Source organism: Kribbella sp. NPDC043289, assembly GCF_056436705.1.
In genome coordinates, this window is sequence record NZ_JBWKCB010000004.1 from 346,674 (window position 1) to 362,789 (window position 16,116).

14 protein-coding genes are annotated in these 16,116 nt (G+C 69.1%); 4 read left to right on the plus strand and 10 right to left on the minus strand.

The features are described from left to right. Nucleotides 1-29 precede the first annotated feature (29 nt). The 4 genes from AC0662_RS25970 to AC0662_RS25985 all read right to left on the minus strand — a co-directional run bounded on the left by AC0662_RS25970 (nucleotide 30) and on the right by AC0662_RS25985 (nucleotide 5,753). A complete protein-coding gene (locus AC0662_RS25970) occupies nucleotides 30-2,726 on the minus strand; it encodes an AfsR/SARP family transcriptional regulator (protein ID WP_452194487.1) in 2,697 nt (898 codons plus the stop codon). A 60-nt stretch (nucleotides 2,727-2,786) separates the two neighbouring features. Next, a complete protein-coding gene (locus AC0662_RS25975; RefSeq protein ID WP_452194489.1) occupies nucleotides 2,787-3,812 on the minus strand; it encodes an aspartate-semialdehyde dehydrogenase in 1,026 nt (341 codons plus the stop codon). 196 nt (nucleotides 3,813-4,008) lie between these two features. Next, the gene (locus AC0662_RS25980; RefSeq protein ID WP_134118888.1) at nucleotides 4,009-4,194 is read right to left on the minus strand and encodes a tautomerase family protein; all 186 of its coding nucleotides are present in this window, start codon (nucleotides 4,192-4,194) and stop codon (nucleotides 4,009-4,011) included. A 56-nt stretch (nucleotides 4,195-4,250) separates the two neighbouring features. After that, nucleotides 4,251-5,753 (minus strand): sodium:solute symporter family protein, encoded by a 1,503-nt coding sequence (locus tag AC0662_RS25985; RefSeq protein WP_452194491.1) that lies wholly within the window; start codon nucleotides 5,751-5,753, stop codon nucleotides 4,251-4,253. Between the two features lie 139 nt (nucleotides 5,754-5,892). Between AC0662_RS25985 and kduI the strand changes: the two genes are divergently transcribed. From kduI to AC0662_RS26000, 3 genes are read left to right on the plus strand one after another with little or no spacing between them, the layout of a single operon-like run. Further along, nucleotides 5,893-6,717: a 5-dehydro-4-deoxy-D-glucuronate isomerase gene (gene kduI / locus AC0662_RS25990; RefSeq protein ID WP_452194493.1), complete on the plus strand. Its 825-nt coding sequence runs from the start codon at nucleotides 5,893-5,895 to the stop codon at nucleotides 6,715-6,717. Then, entirely contained in the window at nucleotides 6,714-7,469 is a 756-nt protein-coding gene (locus AC0662_RS25995) for an SDR family oxidoreductase (protein WP_478303824.1), read from the plus strand. The genes kduI and AC0662_RS25995 overlap by 4 nt, the downstream gene beginning before the upstream one ends. Nucleotides 7,470-7,489: 20 nt before the next feature. Further along, the gene (locus AC0662_RS26000) at nucleotides 7,490-8,245 is read left to right on the plus strand and encodes an IclR family transcriptional regulator (protein WP_452194497.1); all 756 of its coding nucleotides are present in this window, start codon (nucleotides 7,490-7,492) and stop codon (nucleotides 8,243-8,245) included. On the opposite strand, the gene AC0662_RS26005 is transcribed toward AC0662_RS26000, so the two are convergent. The 6 genes from AC0662_RS26005 to lepA all read right to left on the minus strand — a co-directional run bounded on the left by AC0662_RS26005 (nucleotide 8,210) and on the right by lepA (nucleotide 15,076). Beyond that, entirely contained in the window at nucleotides 8,210-9,454 is a 1,245-nt protein-coding gene (locus AC0662_RS26005) for an MFS transporter (protein WP_478303826.1), read from the minus strand. The two genes, AC0662_RS26000 and AC0662_RS26005, sit on opposite strands and share 36 nt — an antisense overlap. Then, on the minus strand, nucleotides 9,451-10,077 hold the full coding sequence (locus AC0662_RS26010; RefSeq protein ID WP_452194500.1) for an MOSC domain-containing protein: 627 nt from the start codon (nucleotides 10,075-10,077) through the stop codon (nucleotides 9,451-9,453). Before AC0662_RS26010 ends, AC0662_RS26005 begins: the two co-directional genes overlap by 4 nt. Before the next feature lie 40 nt (nucleotides 10,078-10,117). Then, on the minus strand, nucleotides 10,118-11,479 hold the full coding sequence (locus tag AC0662_RS26015; protein WP_478303828.1) for an MFS transporter: 1,362 nt from the start codon (nucleotides 11,477-11,479) through the stop codon (nucleotides 10,118-10,120). A 20-nt stretch (nucleotides 11,480-11,499) separates the two neighbouring features. After that, nucleotides 11,500-12,066, minus strand: coding sequence for a TetR/AcrR family transcriptional regulator (locus AC0662_RS26020; protein WP_478303830.1), 567 nt, complete (start codon nucleotides 12,064-12,066; stop codon nucleotides 11,500-11,502). A gap of 205 nt (nucleotides 12,067-12,271) precedes the next feature. Beyond that, complete coding sequence (locus AC0662_RS26025; RefSeq protein ID WP_452194508.1) at nucleotides 12,272-13,186, minus strand: aminoglycoside phosphotransferase family protein; 915 nt, start codon at nucleotides 13,184-13,186, stop codon at nucleotides 12,272-12,274. After that, nucleotides 13,187-15,076 (minus strand): translation elongation factor 4, encoded by a 1,890-nt coding sequence (lepA, locus tag AC0662_RS26030; RefSeq protein ID WP_452194510.1) that lies wholly within the window; start codon nucleotides 15,074-15,076, stop codon nucleotides 13,187-13,189. 105 nt (nucleotides 15,077-15,181) lie between these two features. Here lepA and AC0662_RS26035 point away from each other — a divergent pair, with 105 nt between their 5' ends. Further along, nucleotides 15,182-16,081, plus strand: coding sequence for a phosphotransferase family protein (locus tag AC0662_RS26035; protein ID WP_452194512.1), 900 nt, complete (start codon nucleotides 15,182-15,184; stop codon nucleotides 16,079-16,081). Nucleotides 16,082-16,116 lie beyond the last annotated feature (35 nt).

Sequence of the window (16,116 nt, forward strand, 5' to 3'; positions counted from 1 at the left end):
ACATGCGCGCACGGCCGGTGGCCCTTGTCTCACTGTCCGTCCAGGGCACGACGGGCCACCTCGGCGTCAGGATGGTCGAGTTCGTCCAGGATCTCGAGCGCCGCGGACCAGCTGCCCCGCGCCGCTTCGGTGTGTCCGGCCCGGTCCTGCATTTCGGCCAGTGACATCAGGCAGTCCGCCGTGTCATTGCGCCGGCCGAGACCGCGCATGATGTCGGCGGCCGCCGCATAGCTGGCGATCGCCTCATCGAGACGCCCCAGTCCGGCGAGCGCATAGCCGACGGTGTCGCTGACGACGCCGCGCCCGAAGTCGGAGTCCTGCTCCGAGTACAACTTCAACGCCTGCTGCGCATAGTCCAGGCCGGCCTGGTGCTCGCCGAGCTTCGCGTGGTACCAGCCGAGGTTGTTGAGCGCGTTCGCCCGCGCCGACCCGTGACCGGTGCGCTCGTAGATCCGCAGCGCTCGCGAGGTCTTCTCGATCGCCTGCCGATCATCACCGATCCGGGTCAGTACGCGGGCCAGGCTGAGCGAACCGTGCGCGATCGCCGCCTCGTCGCCGATCTCCTCCGCGATCCCGAGCGCGAGCTCATGCTGCCGGATCGCCTCGTCCCACTCGCGCAACGCCATGTGCCCGCGCGCGAGGTCGCGGCGCGTCTGTGCCTGTTTGGACGGGTCACCGATCCGCACCGCCGCCTCGAGCGCGAGCCGCTGCGACTGCATGTACCCGGACCGCCCCCGGAAGTCGAGATAGTCCGCGATCGTCCACACAGACAGCCACAGCAGTACGTCGGCCCGCCCGGCGGCAGCCCGCAGTACGGCGAGACTGTTCGCCTGCTCCGCGTCGAACCAGGCGAACGCCTCGTCCCGCGTCGTCGGTACGGCGAGCTCGACCCTGTCCGGACGATCCGGCAACTCCACCGGCACCCGCCCGGGCGCGAGCAACAGCGCCGCCGCATGACCGGTGTGCACCAAGTACCCGAGCAGGCGCTCGAATGCCGCTCCTGTCTCCTCGTCCGCACACAACTCCTGCCCGTACGCACGCAGCAGATCGTGCAGTACCCAACGGTCCGGCGCGATCTCGATCAGCTGATGATTCGCCACGAGTACGGCGACCATCCGGCGAGCCTCTCGCAGCGGTACGCCGGCCAACGCGGCCGCCGCTCCGAGCGTGATCTCCGCGCCGGGGTGCTGTGTGAGCAGGCGGAACATCCGCGCGAGCTCCGGCCGCAGTTGCCGGTAGGACCAGGAGAAGATCGTCCGCACGTCGACACCGTCGCTGGTGGCGAGCGCGTCGAGCGGACCGTCGCCGAGTGCCGTGACGAAGGACTGCAGCGAACGCCGCGGCCGGAGAGCAATCTGCGCCGCGAGCAGGGACAGCGCCAGCGGCAGTCCGGCGCAGCGTTCGACGAGGGCCTCGACACTCGCCGGGTCCGCGTCGCAGCGTTCCGCGCCAACTCTTGCCACCAGCAACTGTTTCGACTGCGGTGGATCGAGGACGTCGACCCGGACCGGTTCGGCCTGCTCGGTAGCGACCAGGCCGGCGAGCTCGTTGCGACTGGTGACAACCGTGCAGCACCGGGTCCCGGTGGTCGCGAGCGGCCGGACCTGCTCGACCGTGCGGGCGTTGTCGAGGACCACCAGCACGGACCGGTCGGCGAGCAGGCTGCGGTACAACGCGACCTGTTCGTCGACGGTGGACGGCAAGCGTTCGGCCGGGGTGCCGAGTGCGCCGAGGAACCGCGGCAGGACGGCGTGCGGGTCGGCCGACTCGGCCGCGGGCGAGAAGCCGAGCAGGTCGGCGTACAGGATGCCGTCGGGGAAGCGGTCCGCGACGCGTCGGGCCCAGTGGATCGCGAGGGAGGTCTTTCCGACACCGGCTGGGCCGATCACGAGAGCCAGGCTCGCGGTCGGCAGCAGCTCGTCGAGCCGGCGCAGGTGTTCAGTTCGGCCGGTGAAGGCACGGATGGCCGCCGGCAGTTGCCTGGGTACGACGCCTGCCTCGGTGTCGGCCGCGGCGAGGAGTTCGGCGTGCAGGCGCTGGAGCTCAGGACCGGGGTCGGCACCCAGGAGATCGCGCAGCCGGTCGGCGACGACGCCGTACGTCGACAGCGCGAGCGCGGGGCGACCGGAGGCTCGGTGGGCGCGGATGAGCTGCACCCAGAAGCGTTCTCTGATCGGATGGCGTTCGGTGAGCTCGGTGAGTTCCGGGACGAGCTCGCTGGACTCGCCGACGGCCAGGCGCGCGTCGAAGTACAGCTCCTGGGCTTGGAGGTGTTCCTCGTCGAGACGCGGGAGCATCTCGCGAGTGAGGGTGTTGGTGTCGAGGCCCGCGAGCGGTTGGCTGCGCCAGAGGGCCAGCGCTCGGGTCAGCGGTTCGATCCGGGCGGCCGCGTCGTCGAGCTCGGTCGCGCTCCGGACGAGCGACCGGAACACCTCGAGATCGACCTGCGCCGGATCGACGTGCAGCGAATAGCCACCGGAGTCGGTCCGGATCACCGTGCGCTCGCTGTCGCCTAAGGCGGTCCGCAGGCGGGAGACGTAGATCTGCAGCGCCGCCCGCGAGTTGCTCGGCAGATCGTCGGCAGCCCAGATCAGGTCGACCAGTTCGTCGATCCACACGGTCCGCTTGACCCGCAGGACCAGCGCGGCCAGCAGCACGACTGCCCGATGCGACGGCAGCGGTACGACGTCACCGTCGGCGGACCGCACCTCCACAGCGCCCAGCACCCGAAACTCCAGCCCGGCCACCTCCCTCACAGGACACTAGCGGCACGCCGGGCCTGCGGGTCAGCGCTTGGCGAGCAGCTCGGCGATCTGGACCGCGTTCAGGGCCGCGCCCTTGCGGAGGTTGTCGTTCGACACGAACAGCACCAGGCCGCGGTTGCCCGGGACCGACTGGTCCTGGCGGATGCGGCCGACGTACGACGGGTCCTGGCCGGCCGCGAGCAGCGGGGTCGGGAGGTCGGTGACGGCGACACCCGGCGCGGAGCCGAGGATCTCGGTGGCCTGTTCCGGGGTGATCTCGTCGGCGAACTCGGCGTGGATGCTCAGCGAGTGGCCGGTGAAGACCGGGACGCGGACACAGGTGCCGGCCACCGGGAGGTCCGGGAGGTGCAGGATCTTGCGGCTCTCGTTCCGGAGCTTCTGTTCCTCGTCGGTCTCACCGGTGCCGTCGGCAACGATCGAGCCGGCCAGTGCGAGCACGTTGAAGGCGATCGGCCCGGCGTACACCTTGGGCTCGGGGAGCGTGACGCCGTCGGTGCCCCGGGCGAGCTTGCCGCCCACTGCCGCGAGCTCCCGCGCCTGGTCCTCGAGCTCGCTCACGCCGACCCCGCCGGAACCGGACACGGCCTGGTACGTCGAGACCACGAGCCGGGTCAGCGTGGCCGCCCGGTGCAACGGGGCCAGCACCGGCATCGCGGCCATCGTGGTGCAGTTCGGGTTGGCGACGATGCCCTTCGGGAGCGTGTCGAGGTCCTCGGGGTTCACCTCGGAGACGACGAGCGGTACGTCGGGGTCCATCCGCCAGCCGGACGAGTTGTCGACGACGATCGCACCGGCCGCGGCGACCTTCGGGGCGAGCTCCTTGGACGCCGTCTTCCCGTTGGAGAACAGCGCCAGCTCGAGCCCGGCGAAGTCGGCCGTCGCGGAGTCCTCGACGGTGATCTCCCGGTCCCCGAACGGCAGCGTCGTCCCCGCCGAGCGCGCCGAGGCGAAGAACCGCACCTCGTCGACCGGGAAGGAGCGCTCGACGAGCAACTCCCGCATGACCCCGCCGACCTGACCCGTGGCACCGAAAACACCTACTCGCATGCGCCCGAGGGTAGTTGGTCGGCCCGCCCGGCGCCCCGGGGTTTCAGGGAGCGGACCGCCAGCACTCACCAATCGGCGTCCACCGAGCGGTCGCACGCTCAGCACCACCCACCAGGCAGCCGCCGGGCGGGGTTGATGAGTGCTGGAGATCCGGTTCCGGCAGTTCCCGGGGTGAAGCGGGCTGTCGGACGGTCGGTCAGGCGTCGGCGACCAGGGTGCCGCCGTTGGCGACGTCGGTCTTCTCGATCTCGGTGAACACGATCCGGACCGCCTCGCGCTTGGCGCCGAGGATGGCGATCGCGGAGTCGGTGACGGCGGCGACGAACTCGCGGCGCTGGTCGAGGGTCCGGCCGGAGAGGAGTTCGACGGTGATGTTCGGCATGAGGCGGTTCTCCTGTGATTGTCGGTTCCGTGACGTGGGACAGTGTTTCATCTGCGCTAGCCGAGGGCCGGGGCCTTCCGCGTGCTGACATCGCCGGGGTCGGTGTTCAGCGAATCGACCAGCTCGTCGACCTCGGTGCGCTGCTCGGGCGCGAGCAGCCCGAGTCCGACGTACACCACTAGCGAAGTTGCCAGCGGCAACGCGACGACCAGGGTCTGGTCGGTGGATCCGACGCCGTACTTGACGATCACCCACGCGATCAGCCCGATCGCCCAGGACGCCAGCGCGGCGCGCGATCCGCTTCGCCGGAACCACGGCAGCAGGCCGAGCATCAGCGGGATCGCGATCGGCCCCATCGTCGCAGCCACCAGGTCGACGACGATCTTCAGGACGACGCCCTCGCCGTTGGTCGCGATCGCGATCAGCATGCTCCCGGTGACGAACGTGAACGTGACGATCCGCGCCATCTTCAGCGTCGCGGCGTCGGTCATCCGGCGGACGCGCGGCACCAGCACCGGCGCCAGGTCCCGGGTGATCACCGACGAGATCGCGTTCGCGTCGGAGGCCACCATCGCCATCGTGTGCGAGAAGAACCCGGCCAGCACCAGGCCGATCAGTCCGCTCGGCAGCAGCAGTTGTGACAACTCGACGTACGACTGCTCGGGCTTGCCCGGGTGCACGAGCAGCGGGGCCGCGCACATCGGGATGAACAGGATCAGCGGCCAGACCAGCCAGAGGGCCGACGACAGCAACGCGGACCGTTTCGCCTCGGAGCCGGACGGCGCGGCCATGTAGCGCTGCGCCAGGTTCCACATCCCGCCGTTGTACTCGAACGTCTTGATGAACAGGAACGCGATCAGGAAGATCGGCGTGTACGGCCCGTTCAGCGCGTGACCGTGCCCGGCCGGCAGCTCGTCCCACATCTTCCACAACGTCGGTACGCCGTCCAGATGGCCGAGCACCCCGATGAACATCGCAACGCCGGCCCCGAACTGGATCACGAACTGCCCGAAGTCGGTCAGTACGTCGGCCCACAGTCCACCGAGAGTCGCGTACAACATCGTCACCACACCGGTGAGCAGGATCCCCCACCGGATCGGGACCCCGGTGAATCCGTTCAGCAGTACGGCGATCGCGACCCACTTCGACGCGATGTCGACGACCTTCAACGCGGCACCCGAGTACGCGAGGGCCTGCTGCGTCGGCAGGTTGTACCGCCGCGCGAGGTACTCCAGCGGTGAGACGACACCGTGTTTGGCGCGCAGCCGGTTCCATCGGGCCGCGAAGAGGAAGGCGCCGATGCCGACACCGACGCCGATCGTCATCGCCCACCAGACGTAGACGGTGATGCCGTAGCTGTAGGCAACAGCGGCGAAGGCGACGAACATGACGGCGCTGTAGCCCGACATGTGGTGCGAGATGCCGGACAACCACCAAGGGATCCGGCCGCCGGTCGTGAAGTAGTCCACGACGGTCTTGATCTTGGTGCGCGACCAGACTCCGATCAGCACCATCAGTACGAAATAGCCGACCAGGACTGTCCAGTCCAGAGCGGTCATAGCGGTCCTCCCAGGGGCGTGGGGTGAGTGCTTGAGAGGTTCCATTGAACAGAACCAGGTGTCAAGACACGGAACTTGGAACATTCGCGGGATGTGTTCCAGCGTTGACAGGGTGTTCTGCTGAGTAGAACCTAGTTCCGTGACTCTGCAGATCAGGCATGCCACCCATCCCGAGCAGCTGCCCGGCCTCGACACCGCCGCGCTGCGCCGCCACTACCTGGTGGACGACCTCTTCGTCCCGGACGCCGTTACCGCGGTGCTCACCCACCACGACCGGATCGTGCTCGCCGGCGCCCGCCCGGCGAACGGGCCGCTGACGCTGGACACCTACCCCGAACTGCGCAGCGAGTACTTCCTCGAGCGCCGCGAAGCCGGCATCGTCAACGTCGGTGGACCCGGCACGATCACCGCCGACGGCACGAAGTACGAGCTCACCACCGGCGCCTGCCTGTACGTCGGACGCGGCGTCCGCGAGGTGATCTTCGAGGGTTCGGAGTCGGCGTTCTACCTGTTCTCCGCGCCCGCGCACACGACGTACCCGACCGCGCAGATCAACCCGGGTGAGGGCAACCGGCTCGAGCTCGGTGACCAGCAGACCGCGAACCGGCGGACCATCGACCAGTTCATCCACGCCGACGGCGTCCAGAGCTGCCAGGTCGTGCTCGGTGTCACCACGTTGCACGCCGGCAGCACCTGGAACACCATGCCCGCGCACACCCACGACCGCCGCACCGAGTGCTACCTGTACTTCGGCCTCCCGGAGACCGAGCGCATCGTGCACCTGCTGGGCGAACCGGACGAGACCCGGCACCTGATCGTCGCGGACCGGCAGGCGATCATCTCCCCCAGCTGGTCGATCCACTCCGGCTGCGGTACGTCGTCGTACAGCTTCGTCTGGGCGATGGCTGGCGAGAACCAGGCGTTCGGCGACATGGACGGTGTCGACGTACAGGATCTGCGGTGACGTCCTTCAGCCTCGAAGGACGTACGGCGCTCGTCACCGGGGCCCGGCGCGGCATCGGCGCGGCGATCGCGGCCGGGTACGCCGCGGCCGGCGCCGAGCTGATCGTGATGGCCCGGGACGCGGCGCTCGAGGACACTCTCGAAGCGATCAAGCAGAACGGCGGCGGTGACGCGACAGTGGTCATCGCCGACTTCGCCGACCCGGCCGCGGTCGAGACGGCGGCCACCGAGCTGGTGAAGTCCCGCAGGATCGACATCCTGGTCAACAACGCCGGCACGATCCGGCGCGCGCCGGCGGCCGAGACCACGACCGCGGACTGGCAGCACGTGATCGACGTGAACCTCAACTCGACGTGGGCGGTGACCCGCCCGATCGGCGCCGCGATGGCGGAGCGCGGTACCGGGAAGATCGTCACAATCGCGTCGCTGCTCAGCTTCCAGGGCGGGATCAGGGTCCCCGCCTACACTGCCAGCAAGCATGCGGTGGCGGGACTGACCCGGGCGCTGGCCAACGAGTGGGGACCGGCCGGGGTGCAGGTGAACGCGATCGCGCCCGGATACATCAGCACCGACAACACCACCGAGCTGCGCGCGGACCCGGACCGCGAGGCGGCGATCCGGGAGCGGATCCCAGCCGGTCGGTGGGGGCGGTCGGAGGATGTGGTCGGCGCGGCGGTGTTCCTGGCGTCGTCCGCGGCGGACTACGTGAACGGGCATGTGCTGGCCGTCGACGGTGGCTGGCTGGCGAGATAAGGAGTGGCAGGATGTCCGACATGAGTTCGCCCTCGGCCATCGACAAGACGTTGATGGTGTTGGACGCCGTACTGGAGCATTCGCGGTTCACCGACGTGGTGAACGCGACCGGCCTGGCCAAGTCGACGGTGCACCGGATCATGGCGTCGCTGGTCGAGCACGAGTTCGTCACGCAGTCCGAGGACGGGTCGTACCACCCGGGTCCGAAGGCGCTGCGGTTGGCGGGGCACGCGCTCACCAACGTCGACCTCGCCACGGTCGCGCGCCCCGTACTCGCCGACCTGGTCGCACAGACGCGTTGCACGGTGCACGTCGGCCTGCTGAACGGTGACGAGGCGATCTACGTCGCGCGACTCGACGGCCCGAAGCCGTACCGGATGCCGTCGCGCGTCGGCAAGGCGATCTGGTTGCACTGCACCGGCATCGGCAAGGCGTTGCTCGCGGAGGAGGACGAAGACGCCCTCGACGTCCACATCACCCGCACCGGCCTGCCCGCCCGTACGCCGCTCACGCACACGACGGCCGCCGCGCTCAAGACCGATCTCGCGCAGGTCCGCGCCCGCGGGTACGCGCTCGACGACGAGGAGAACGAGCCCGGGATCCGCTGTGTCGCAGCGGTCATCCACGACCACACCGGCGCCGCGGTCGCCGCGGTCAGCATCTCCACGTTGTCGCTCGAGCAGTCGATCGCGCAGGTCGCGCTGATGGCCCCGGCCGCGATCGAGGCGGCCCGCAAGATCTCAGCTGCTCTGGGGTACCGCGAGCCGGTCGGCTGACCGCGCCGCCGCCCAGCGCACCACCGGCACGAACAGCACGCCGATCACCGCGAACCAGACGCCCAGGATGATCCAGCCGGGTACGCCGAGTCCCAGCGGCAGCAGTGCGAGAACGGTCGGGGCGAGCATCGTGCTGATCGACATACTCGTGTTCCACACGCCCTGGTACTGACCCTGCGCGTGATCAGCCGCCAGGTCGAAGCTCAACAGGAACGAGCCGGACGACTGCAGCAGCTCGCCGATCACCTGGACGAGTGCACCCACCGCGAGCAGCCCGATCGCGATCGCGGCGTTGCCCCACGTCGCGCCGGCCATCAGGACCATCGCGGCCAGCAGCAGCAAACCCGCCGTACGCGTGGCTCGGGCCGCGGCGGTCGGATCGGCGATGCCGCGGGACGAGCGGACCTGGAACAGCGAGACCACCACGGTGTTGATGATCAGCAGCAGCGCGACCGTCCAGCGCGGGGCGTCGGTGTGGTCGACCACCCAGAGCGGGATCGCCACGTCGAGTACGGCGTAGTGAATGCTCATGCCCGCATTGAGCGCGGCCACCGCGAGGTACCCGCGATCGCGCAGCGCGACCCACACCGGCCCCTCGTCGTCGTGCGGCTGCGGCGCCACCCGCGGGATCGCCAGTACGACGAACGCCGCGATGCTGCTCAGTACGGCGTCCAGCACGAACATCACGCGGTACGCCGTACCGGTGTCGAAATGCAGCGCGAACGCACCGATGGCTGCGCCGACCGTGATGCCGATGTTGGTGACCGCCCGCAGGTACGCCCGCGCCGCGACGCGGCCCGCACCGGTCGTGACGGCGGCGATCAACGCGGCCCGGACGGCCCCCGCGCCGCGGTCGATCATCGTCAGCACGATGCTCACGACCAGGAACTGCCAGAAGTTCTGCACCACCAGGTAGACGAGCGACATCGCACACACCATCAGGCTCAGCACGACGAACAGGCCGCGCGGCCCGCGCCGGTCCGCCAGGTGGCCGAGCGGTACGGCGGACAGCAGCCCGAACAGTCCGGCGACGGTCAGGCCGAGCCCGACCTGCGCGATCGACAGGCCGATGATGCGGTTGAAATAGAGGACGCTGACCGTCATCAGCAGGCCGTTGCCGACTCGGCTCAGCAGGGTGGCGAGGGCGAGTGGGCGCAACGGTCCCGGGGCCGGCAGGATCCCCCGGCCGGTCGATGCCGGCGCGCTCATCCGCGGGTCACGACGCGCTGCGCGATCTCGCGGAGCTCCTCCATCAGGTCGACGTTCGAGTCGAGCATCCCGCGCATCTTGATCGGGTCCTGCGCGCCGAACATCTCCGCGACCGTCACCTCGTGGTCGGGGCGGCTGACGATCTCGATCGGGTCGCCGGCGCCGATCGTGCCCGCGTGCAGCACCTTCAGGTAGGCGCCGGATCGACCCGCCTGGTGGAAGCGTTTGACCCAGCGCGGTTCCTGCATGCGGTGCTGGAAGGTGATGCACGGGATGCGCGGTGCGCGGACCATCACCTCGACCTCGTCACCGATCCGCCAGACCTCGCCGAGCAAAGCCCCGTTCACGTCGAGTCCCTCGGTCCGGAGGTTCTCGCCGAACAAACCGGTCGGGATGTCGCGGCCGAGCTCGCCGGACCACCAGCGCGCGTCCTCGTCGGCGTACGCGTAAAGAGCCTGGTCGGGACCACCGTGGTTCTTGGTGTCGCAGACGCGGTCACCGGCGAGACCGAGCTCGCCGACCTGGACGCGGCCGGACTGCGGACGCTTGTCGATGGCGGTGAGTCCCGTCTCCTTCGGACCCGGAATCAGCTTCTCCACCACATTGACCGTCAGCAACCGCATGGCGGCATCCTCTCCCGAGCGCTCAGGCGGTTCCACCGGTTTATCGGGACTTGAGCGGCAGTATGGCGATGATCACCAGGGTCACCGCTGTCGCCACCACGCCGATCCAGGCCGCGACGGCGTACCCGGACTCGCTCGGGTAGACGCCGGTCGTGTGGGCGGCGAGGATCAGGCCGCCGAGGGCGCTTCCGGTGGAGAAGCCGACGCTGCGGACGACCGCGTTCACGCTCATCGCGCTGGCGGTCTCCGCGGCGGGCGTCACCGCGAGGATCACCGCGGGCATCGCGGCGGAGAACGCGCCGACGCCGAAGCCGAGGATGCCGATCGCGATGATCGGCAGGAGCAGGGGTGAGCGGGCGAGCGCGAAGAGTAGGAACGAGGCGAGCACCACCGACGTACTTGCCCCGAGCAACAACCGGGCACCGAGCCGCGTCCGCCAGGCGGGGACCAGTCGGCCGGCGACAAAGCCGAGCACCGAGAACGGGACCAGAACGAGCCCAGCCTCGAAGGTGTTCAGACCGAAGCCATATCCGGCGGCCTCGGGGGTCTGCACATAGCGGGTGATCAGGCTGAACAGCAGATACATGCCAACGCCGCCGGTGAGCATCACGAGGTTGGCCGCACCGACGGCTGGATGCGTGAGCAGCCGTACGTCGACCAGCGGTTGGTCGGTGCGAGCTTCGAGGAAGGTCCACCCGATGAGGATCAGGAGCGCGGCCGCGAGGATCGTGATCGCCAGCGCGGTGTGGTCGCGCCAGAGGCTCGTCTCGCCGATGACCAGGAGTAGGGCGGGAAGGGCGATCGCGAGCAGGATCGCGCCCCGGACGTCGAGGCGGGTCGATGGCCGGTCCGGCGCGGTCGGGAGCACGAAGACGGCGGCGAGGAATGCCGCCGCGGTGATGGTGAGCCCGAGTCCGTACGCGGCGCGGACGCCGGCGAGGTCGGTGAGCAGGCCTGACAGCGGGTAGCCGATGCCGATGCCGGCGGTCGAGGCGACGGACAGCAACGCGATCGTCCGCGCGGCGCGCTGCTCGTCGAGATGGTCGCGGGCGACGCCCATCAACAAGACGATGAGGCCGATCCCAGTGCCTTGCAGCGCCCGGCCGACCAGCAGTACGGCGAACGGCGACGGGAGCACCGTCAGCAGACTGCCGACGACTTCCACGCCCAGCATCACGAGCACGACGGTCCGCCGGTGCGGGCCTGATCCGAGCCGGCCCAGCACCGGCGTTGCGACCGAACCCGCGAGGAGCGCGAGCGTGAGCGTCCATTGCGAGGCGGCGAGCGAAACGCCGTACGCCTCGGAGACCGCGGTGATCAAGGGAGCGCCGAGGCTCCCGATCACCGCGGTGGTCAAGCCGACGAAGATCAGGAACCTGACCAGTAGCTGAGGCGACCGCACCGGGGCGGCGACTCCCGAGGTCATTGGTTGGTCTCGGTGTTGATGTGGTTGAAGAGGCCGGGTTTGATCCGGGTCCGGACCTGGTGGGACCACGGCTCGTCGACCTGCGGGAGGTCGAGCGCCGCGTTCGTGTTGAGAAGCATGCCGAAGGCAAGGAACGCCTTGACGGTCACCGGGTCCACGTCCGCAGTCTCGGCGACCGCCTGCCAGAGCCGGGCGAAGCTCGCGCGGACGGCGTCCCGTACCTCACCGTCGCCCGCCGCGGCCGCGGCGGTGCCCTGCAGTTGGAGCAGCAGCGTGGTGCGATCGGCGAGCATGTCGTTGTACTCCTGCCCCATCGCGGTCAGCGCCTCGATCCCCCGCGCCCCGCCCGCCGCCGCGAGCATCGCCGTCGCCATCCGCCCGAACGCGGCATCCACGCACTCCACGAACAGCTGCTTCTTCGTCCCGAACAACCGGAACACGTAGGCCTGCGTGATCTCCGCGCGACGGGCGATCGTCTCCGTCGAGGCGCCGTACAGCCCCGCCGTCGCGAACTCCTGCTCCGCGATCCCGAGAATCTGCTCCCGCCGCTGCTGCTGGGTCATCCGCGCCACCATGACCCCGAAGTTAGTAGGTAGTAACTACTAACTACAACAGAATGTCTGCCACCTCACGCCCGACCGGAGCGGTCTGAGATGGCGCGATCGGGGGCTGAAGACAGGAACTGGTGGGTGGAGACCTGTTATTGCCTGTGCTCACCCACCAGATCCTGTGTTCACCCACCACGCCCGCCCGGGCCAGCTGGTGGAGTCAGTCCTGGATGGCTTTGACGATGGCGATGTTGCGGGTGAGCCAGTCCTGGGGCAGAGACTCGTCCGTACTGGCGCTCTCCAGCGTCCACAGGACGTTGAGCATCTGGCGGACGATCACCCAGTTGCGGGCCCGCTCCTCCTCGAAGCCGGCCGCGTCGATCGTGGTCCAGAACCGTTGCCGGACGGCGAAGCGGAGGTCGTGCGCGGCCGTCACCTCGTCCCAGCGGTTCCAGACCAGCGGCGCGACCTCGAAATGCGGGTCACCGGACAGCGGCTTCGGGTCGATCACCAGCCACGGTTCACGGTCGGCGGCGAGCATGTTCTCGTAGTGCAGGTCGGTGTGGATCAGCGTGCCGTCGGTGGCCGGATCCGCGATGAAGTCCTCGGACAGCGAGATCGCCTGCTCGACGTACCGATGCGGGACCGGCGCGGACGCGGGCAGCTTGCGGAACCGCTCCACCCACCGGGCCAGCTCCCCGGACAGGGTCCGGAACTGCGGTCCCGCCGGGACATGCAACCGCTTGTAGGTGCCGCCAACGATCTCGCACGCGTCCAGCGTGTCGATCGTGGTCAGGTCCCGCGGCTGCAACCGCTCGAGCAGCATCGCGAACCGGCGCGGATCCGCTCGCAGCAGCTGGACCGCGCCGTTGCCGGCCCAGGTCCGCAGCGCGAGGTGCTCGGTCTCCGCCTCCCAGTGCGGGAACTGCACCTTCAGCACCGCCCGCTCGCCGTCACGCGTCAGCACCGGCACGACCAGCGCACAGTTCCCGTACGCCGACGCGCCGTCGACCCGCAACTCCCACTCGTCGAGCAGGTCACGCGTCACCCGCGGCAACCGGTCGAGCCAGTCGGCCCAGTCCTGACCGCGCGACCCGACGACCAGCAGGCCCTCGGGGATCGCGACGGCGGACACCTACTTCTTGCCGGCCTTCTCGGCGGTGTCGGACGTCCGGAGGGCGGCGATGAAGGCCTCCTGGGGGACCTCGACGCGGCCGACCATCTTCATCCGCTTCTTGCCTTCCTTCTGCTTCTCGAGCAGCTTGCGCTTCCGGGTGATGTCACCGCCGTAGCACTTGGCCAGCACGTCCTTGCGGATCGCGCGGATCGACTCGCGGGCGATGATCCGGGACCCGATCGCAGCCTGGATCGGCACCTCGAACTGCTGCCGCGGGATCAGGTCCTTCAGCTTGCCGGCCAGCGCGACGCCGTACGAGTACGCATTGTCGCGGTGCACGATCGCCGAGAACGCGTCGACGGTCTCGCCCTGCAGCAGGATGTCCACCTTGACCAGCTGAGCCGCCTGCTCACCGGTCGGCTCGTAGTCCAGCGACGCGTACCCCTTGGTCTTGGACTTCAGCTGGTCGAAGAAGTCGAAGACGATCTCGGCCAGCGGCAGCGTGTAGCGGAGCTCGACCCGGTCCTCGGACAGGTACTCCATGCCCTGCAGGTTGCCCCGCTTGGTCTGGCACAGCTCCATGATGACGCCGATGTAGTCCTTCGGGCTGAGGATCGTCGCCTTCACGACCGGCTCGTAGATGTCGGCGATCTTGCCTTCGGGGAACTCGCTCGGGTTGGTGACGACGTGCTCCTTGCCGTCCTCCATCTCGATCCGGTAGACGACGTTCGGCGCGGTCGAGATCAGGTCCAGGTCGAACTCGCGCTCGAGCCGCTCCCGGACGATCTCCATGTGCAGCAGGCCGAGGAAGCCGCAGCGGAAGCCGAACCCGAGCGCGCCCGAGGTCTCCGGCTCGTACTGCAGCGCCGCGTCGTTCAACTGCAGTCGCTCCAGCGCGTCACGCAGCGTCGGGTAGTCGTCACCGTCGATCGGGAACAGCCCGGAGTACACCATCGGTTGCGGGTGCTTGTAGCCGCCGAGCGGTTCGGTCGCGCCGTGCACGGCCGCGGTAACGGTGTCACCGACCCGGGACTGGCGGACGTCCTTCACGCCGGTGATCAGGTAGCCGACCTCGCCGACCCCGATGCTCGGCGACTTCGCCGGCTCCGGCGAGATGACGCCCACCTCGAGCATCTCGTGCACCGCGCCGGTCGACATCATCTTGATCCGGTCCCGGTGGGTCAGCTCGCCGTCGACGACCCGGACGTAGGTGACCACGCCGCGGTAGGTGTCGTAGACGGAGTCGAAGATCAGAGCCCGCGGCGGCGCGTCCTTGACACCCTTCGGCGGGTCGACCTGGGCGACGATCTCACTCAGCAGCTCCTCGACCCCCTCGCCGGTCTTGGCCGAGACCTTCAGCACGTCCGACGGGTCGCAGCCGATGATGTGCGCCAGCTCGGCGGCGTACTTCTCCGGCTGCGCGCTCGGCAGGTCGATCTTGTTCAGCACCGGGATGATGTGCAGGTCCGCGTTCAGCGCGAGGTACAGGTTCGCCAGCGTCTGCGCTTCGATCCCCTGCGCGGCGTCGACCAGCAGGACGGCACCCTCACACGCCTCCAGCGACCGCGAGACCTCGTACGTGAAGTCGACGTGCCCGGGCGTGTCGATCATGTTCAGGATGTACGTCGTACCGTCCGGGGCGAGCAGGCCGCCCGGGGTGTCGGGGCCCGGCGTGAACGGCAGCCGGACCGCCTGCGACTTGATCGTGATCCCGCGCTCACGCTCGATGTCCATCCGGTCCAGGTACTGCGCCCGCATCGAGCGGTCGTCGACCACCCCGGTGATCTGCAGCATCCGGTCGGCCAGCGTCGACTTGCCGTGGTCGATGTGGGCGATGATGCAGAAGTTCCGGATCAGCGACGGGTCGGTACGACCCGGCTGCGGCACTGTCGTGGGGCCAACGGGCACGGAGTGATCCAAATCTGGTCTGGTACGTGGGTATCTGATCAATCATCCCATGGGGGTCCAGCGGATTCGAAAATCACTGGCGCGGGACCGCTAGCGTGGTGACGCATGGCGCATGCTGCTGGGGTCCGGTTGCCGTATGAGGAGTTGCCCGCCGCCGTGCGGGCCTGGGTGGAACGCACGCTCGGTTCGGTCGTGATCTCGGCCGACAACCAGCAGGGCGGCTTCTCCCCCGGCACGGCCGCCCGCCTCGTCACCGCGTCCGGTCGCCGAGCCTTCGTCAAGGCCGCCGGTACGCCGCTGAACCCGAAGACCCCGGAGCTGTTCCGCCAGGAGATCACCGCGATGCGCGCGATCGGCCCGCTCCCGATGGCCCCGCAGATGTACGACGTGTACGACGACGGCGAGTGGGTCGGGCTGCTGTTCGAGGACATCTCCGGTCACCTGCCCCGGCACCCGTGGTCGCAGGTGGAGGCGGACCGGGTACTCGGCGCGCTGGACGAGCTGACCGACGCCCTGGACCCGTCACCGTGGTCAGAGGCGCCGGTGATCGCCGTTCGGAGCCACGACTTCCTGAGCCGGTGGGAGAACGTGCTGGCGGACGGTCTCGCCGTACCGTCCTGGGTGGATCCAGAGGAGTTCGCCGAGCTGGCGCGAACGGGGCTGCGGGCGCTGGCCGAGGGCAAGGCGCTGGCGCACTACGACCTGCGGGCGGACAACATCATCCTGACCGACGACCGGGTGGTGTTCATCGACTGGGCGCACCCGGGGCTGGCGCCACGCTGGACGGACACGGTGATCCTGCAGGCGGAGATGCGCGAGTCGGTGACCCTGCCGGAGCTGCCCGACGATCCCGGGATCACGGGGCTCATCGCGGCGATCGCAGGCGGGATGTGGTGGGGTGCGGCGCAGCCGGCGCCACCTGGGTTGCCGACGGTCCGCCAGTGGCAGCGCCAGAGCGCACTGGTCCACCTCGACTGGGTCCGCGAACGAATGCAGCGTTTCTGAACGCCGCGCGTCTGTAGAGGTGTGACGAATCCCTT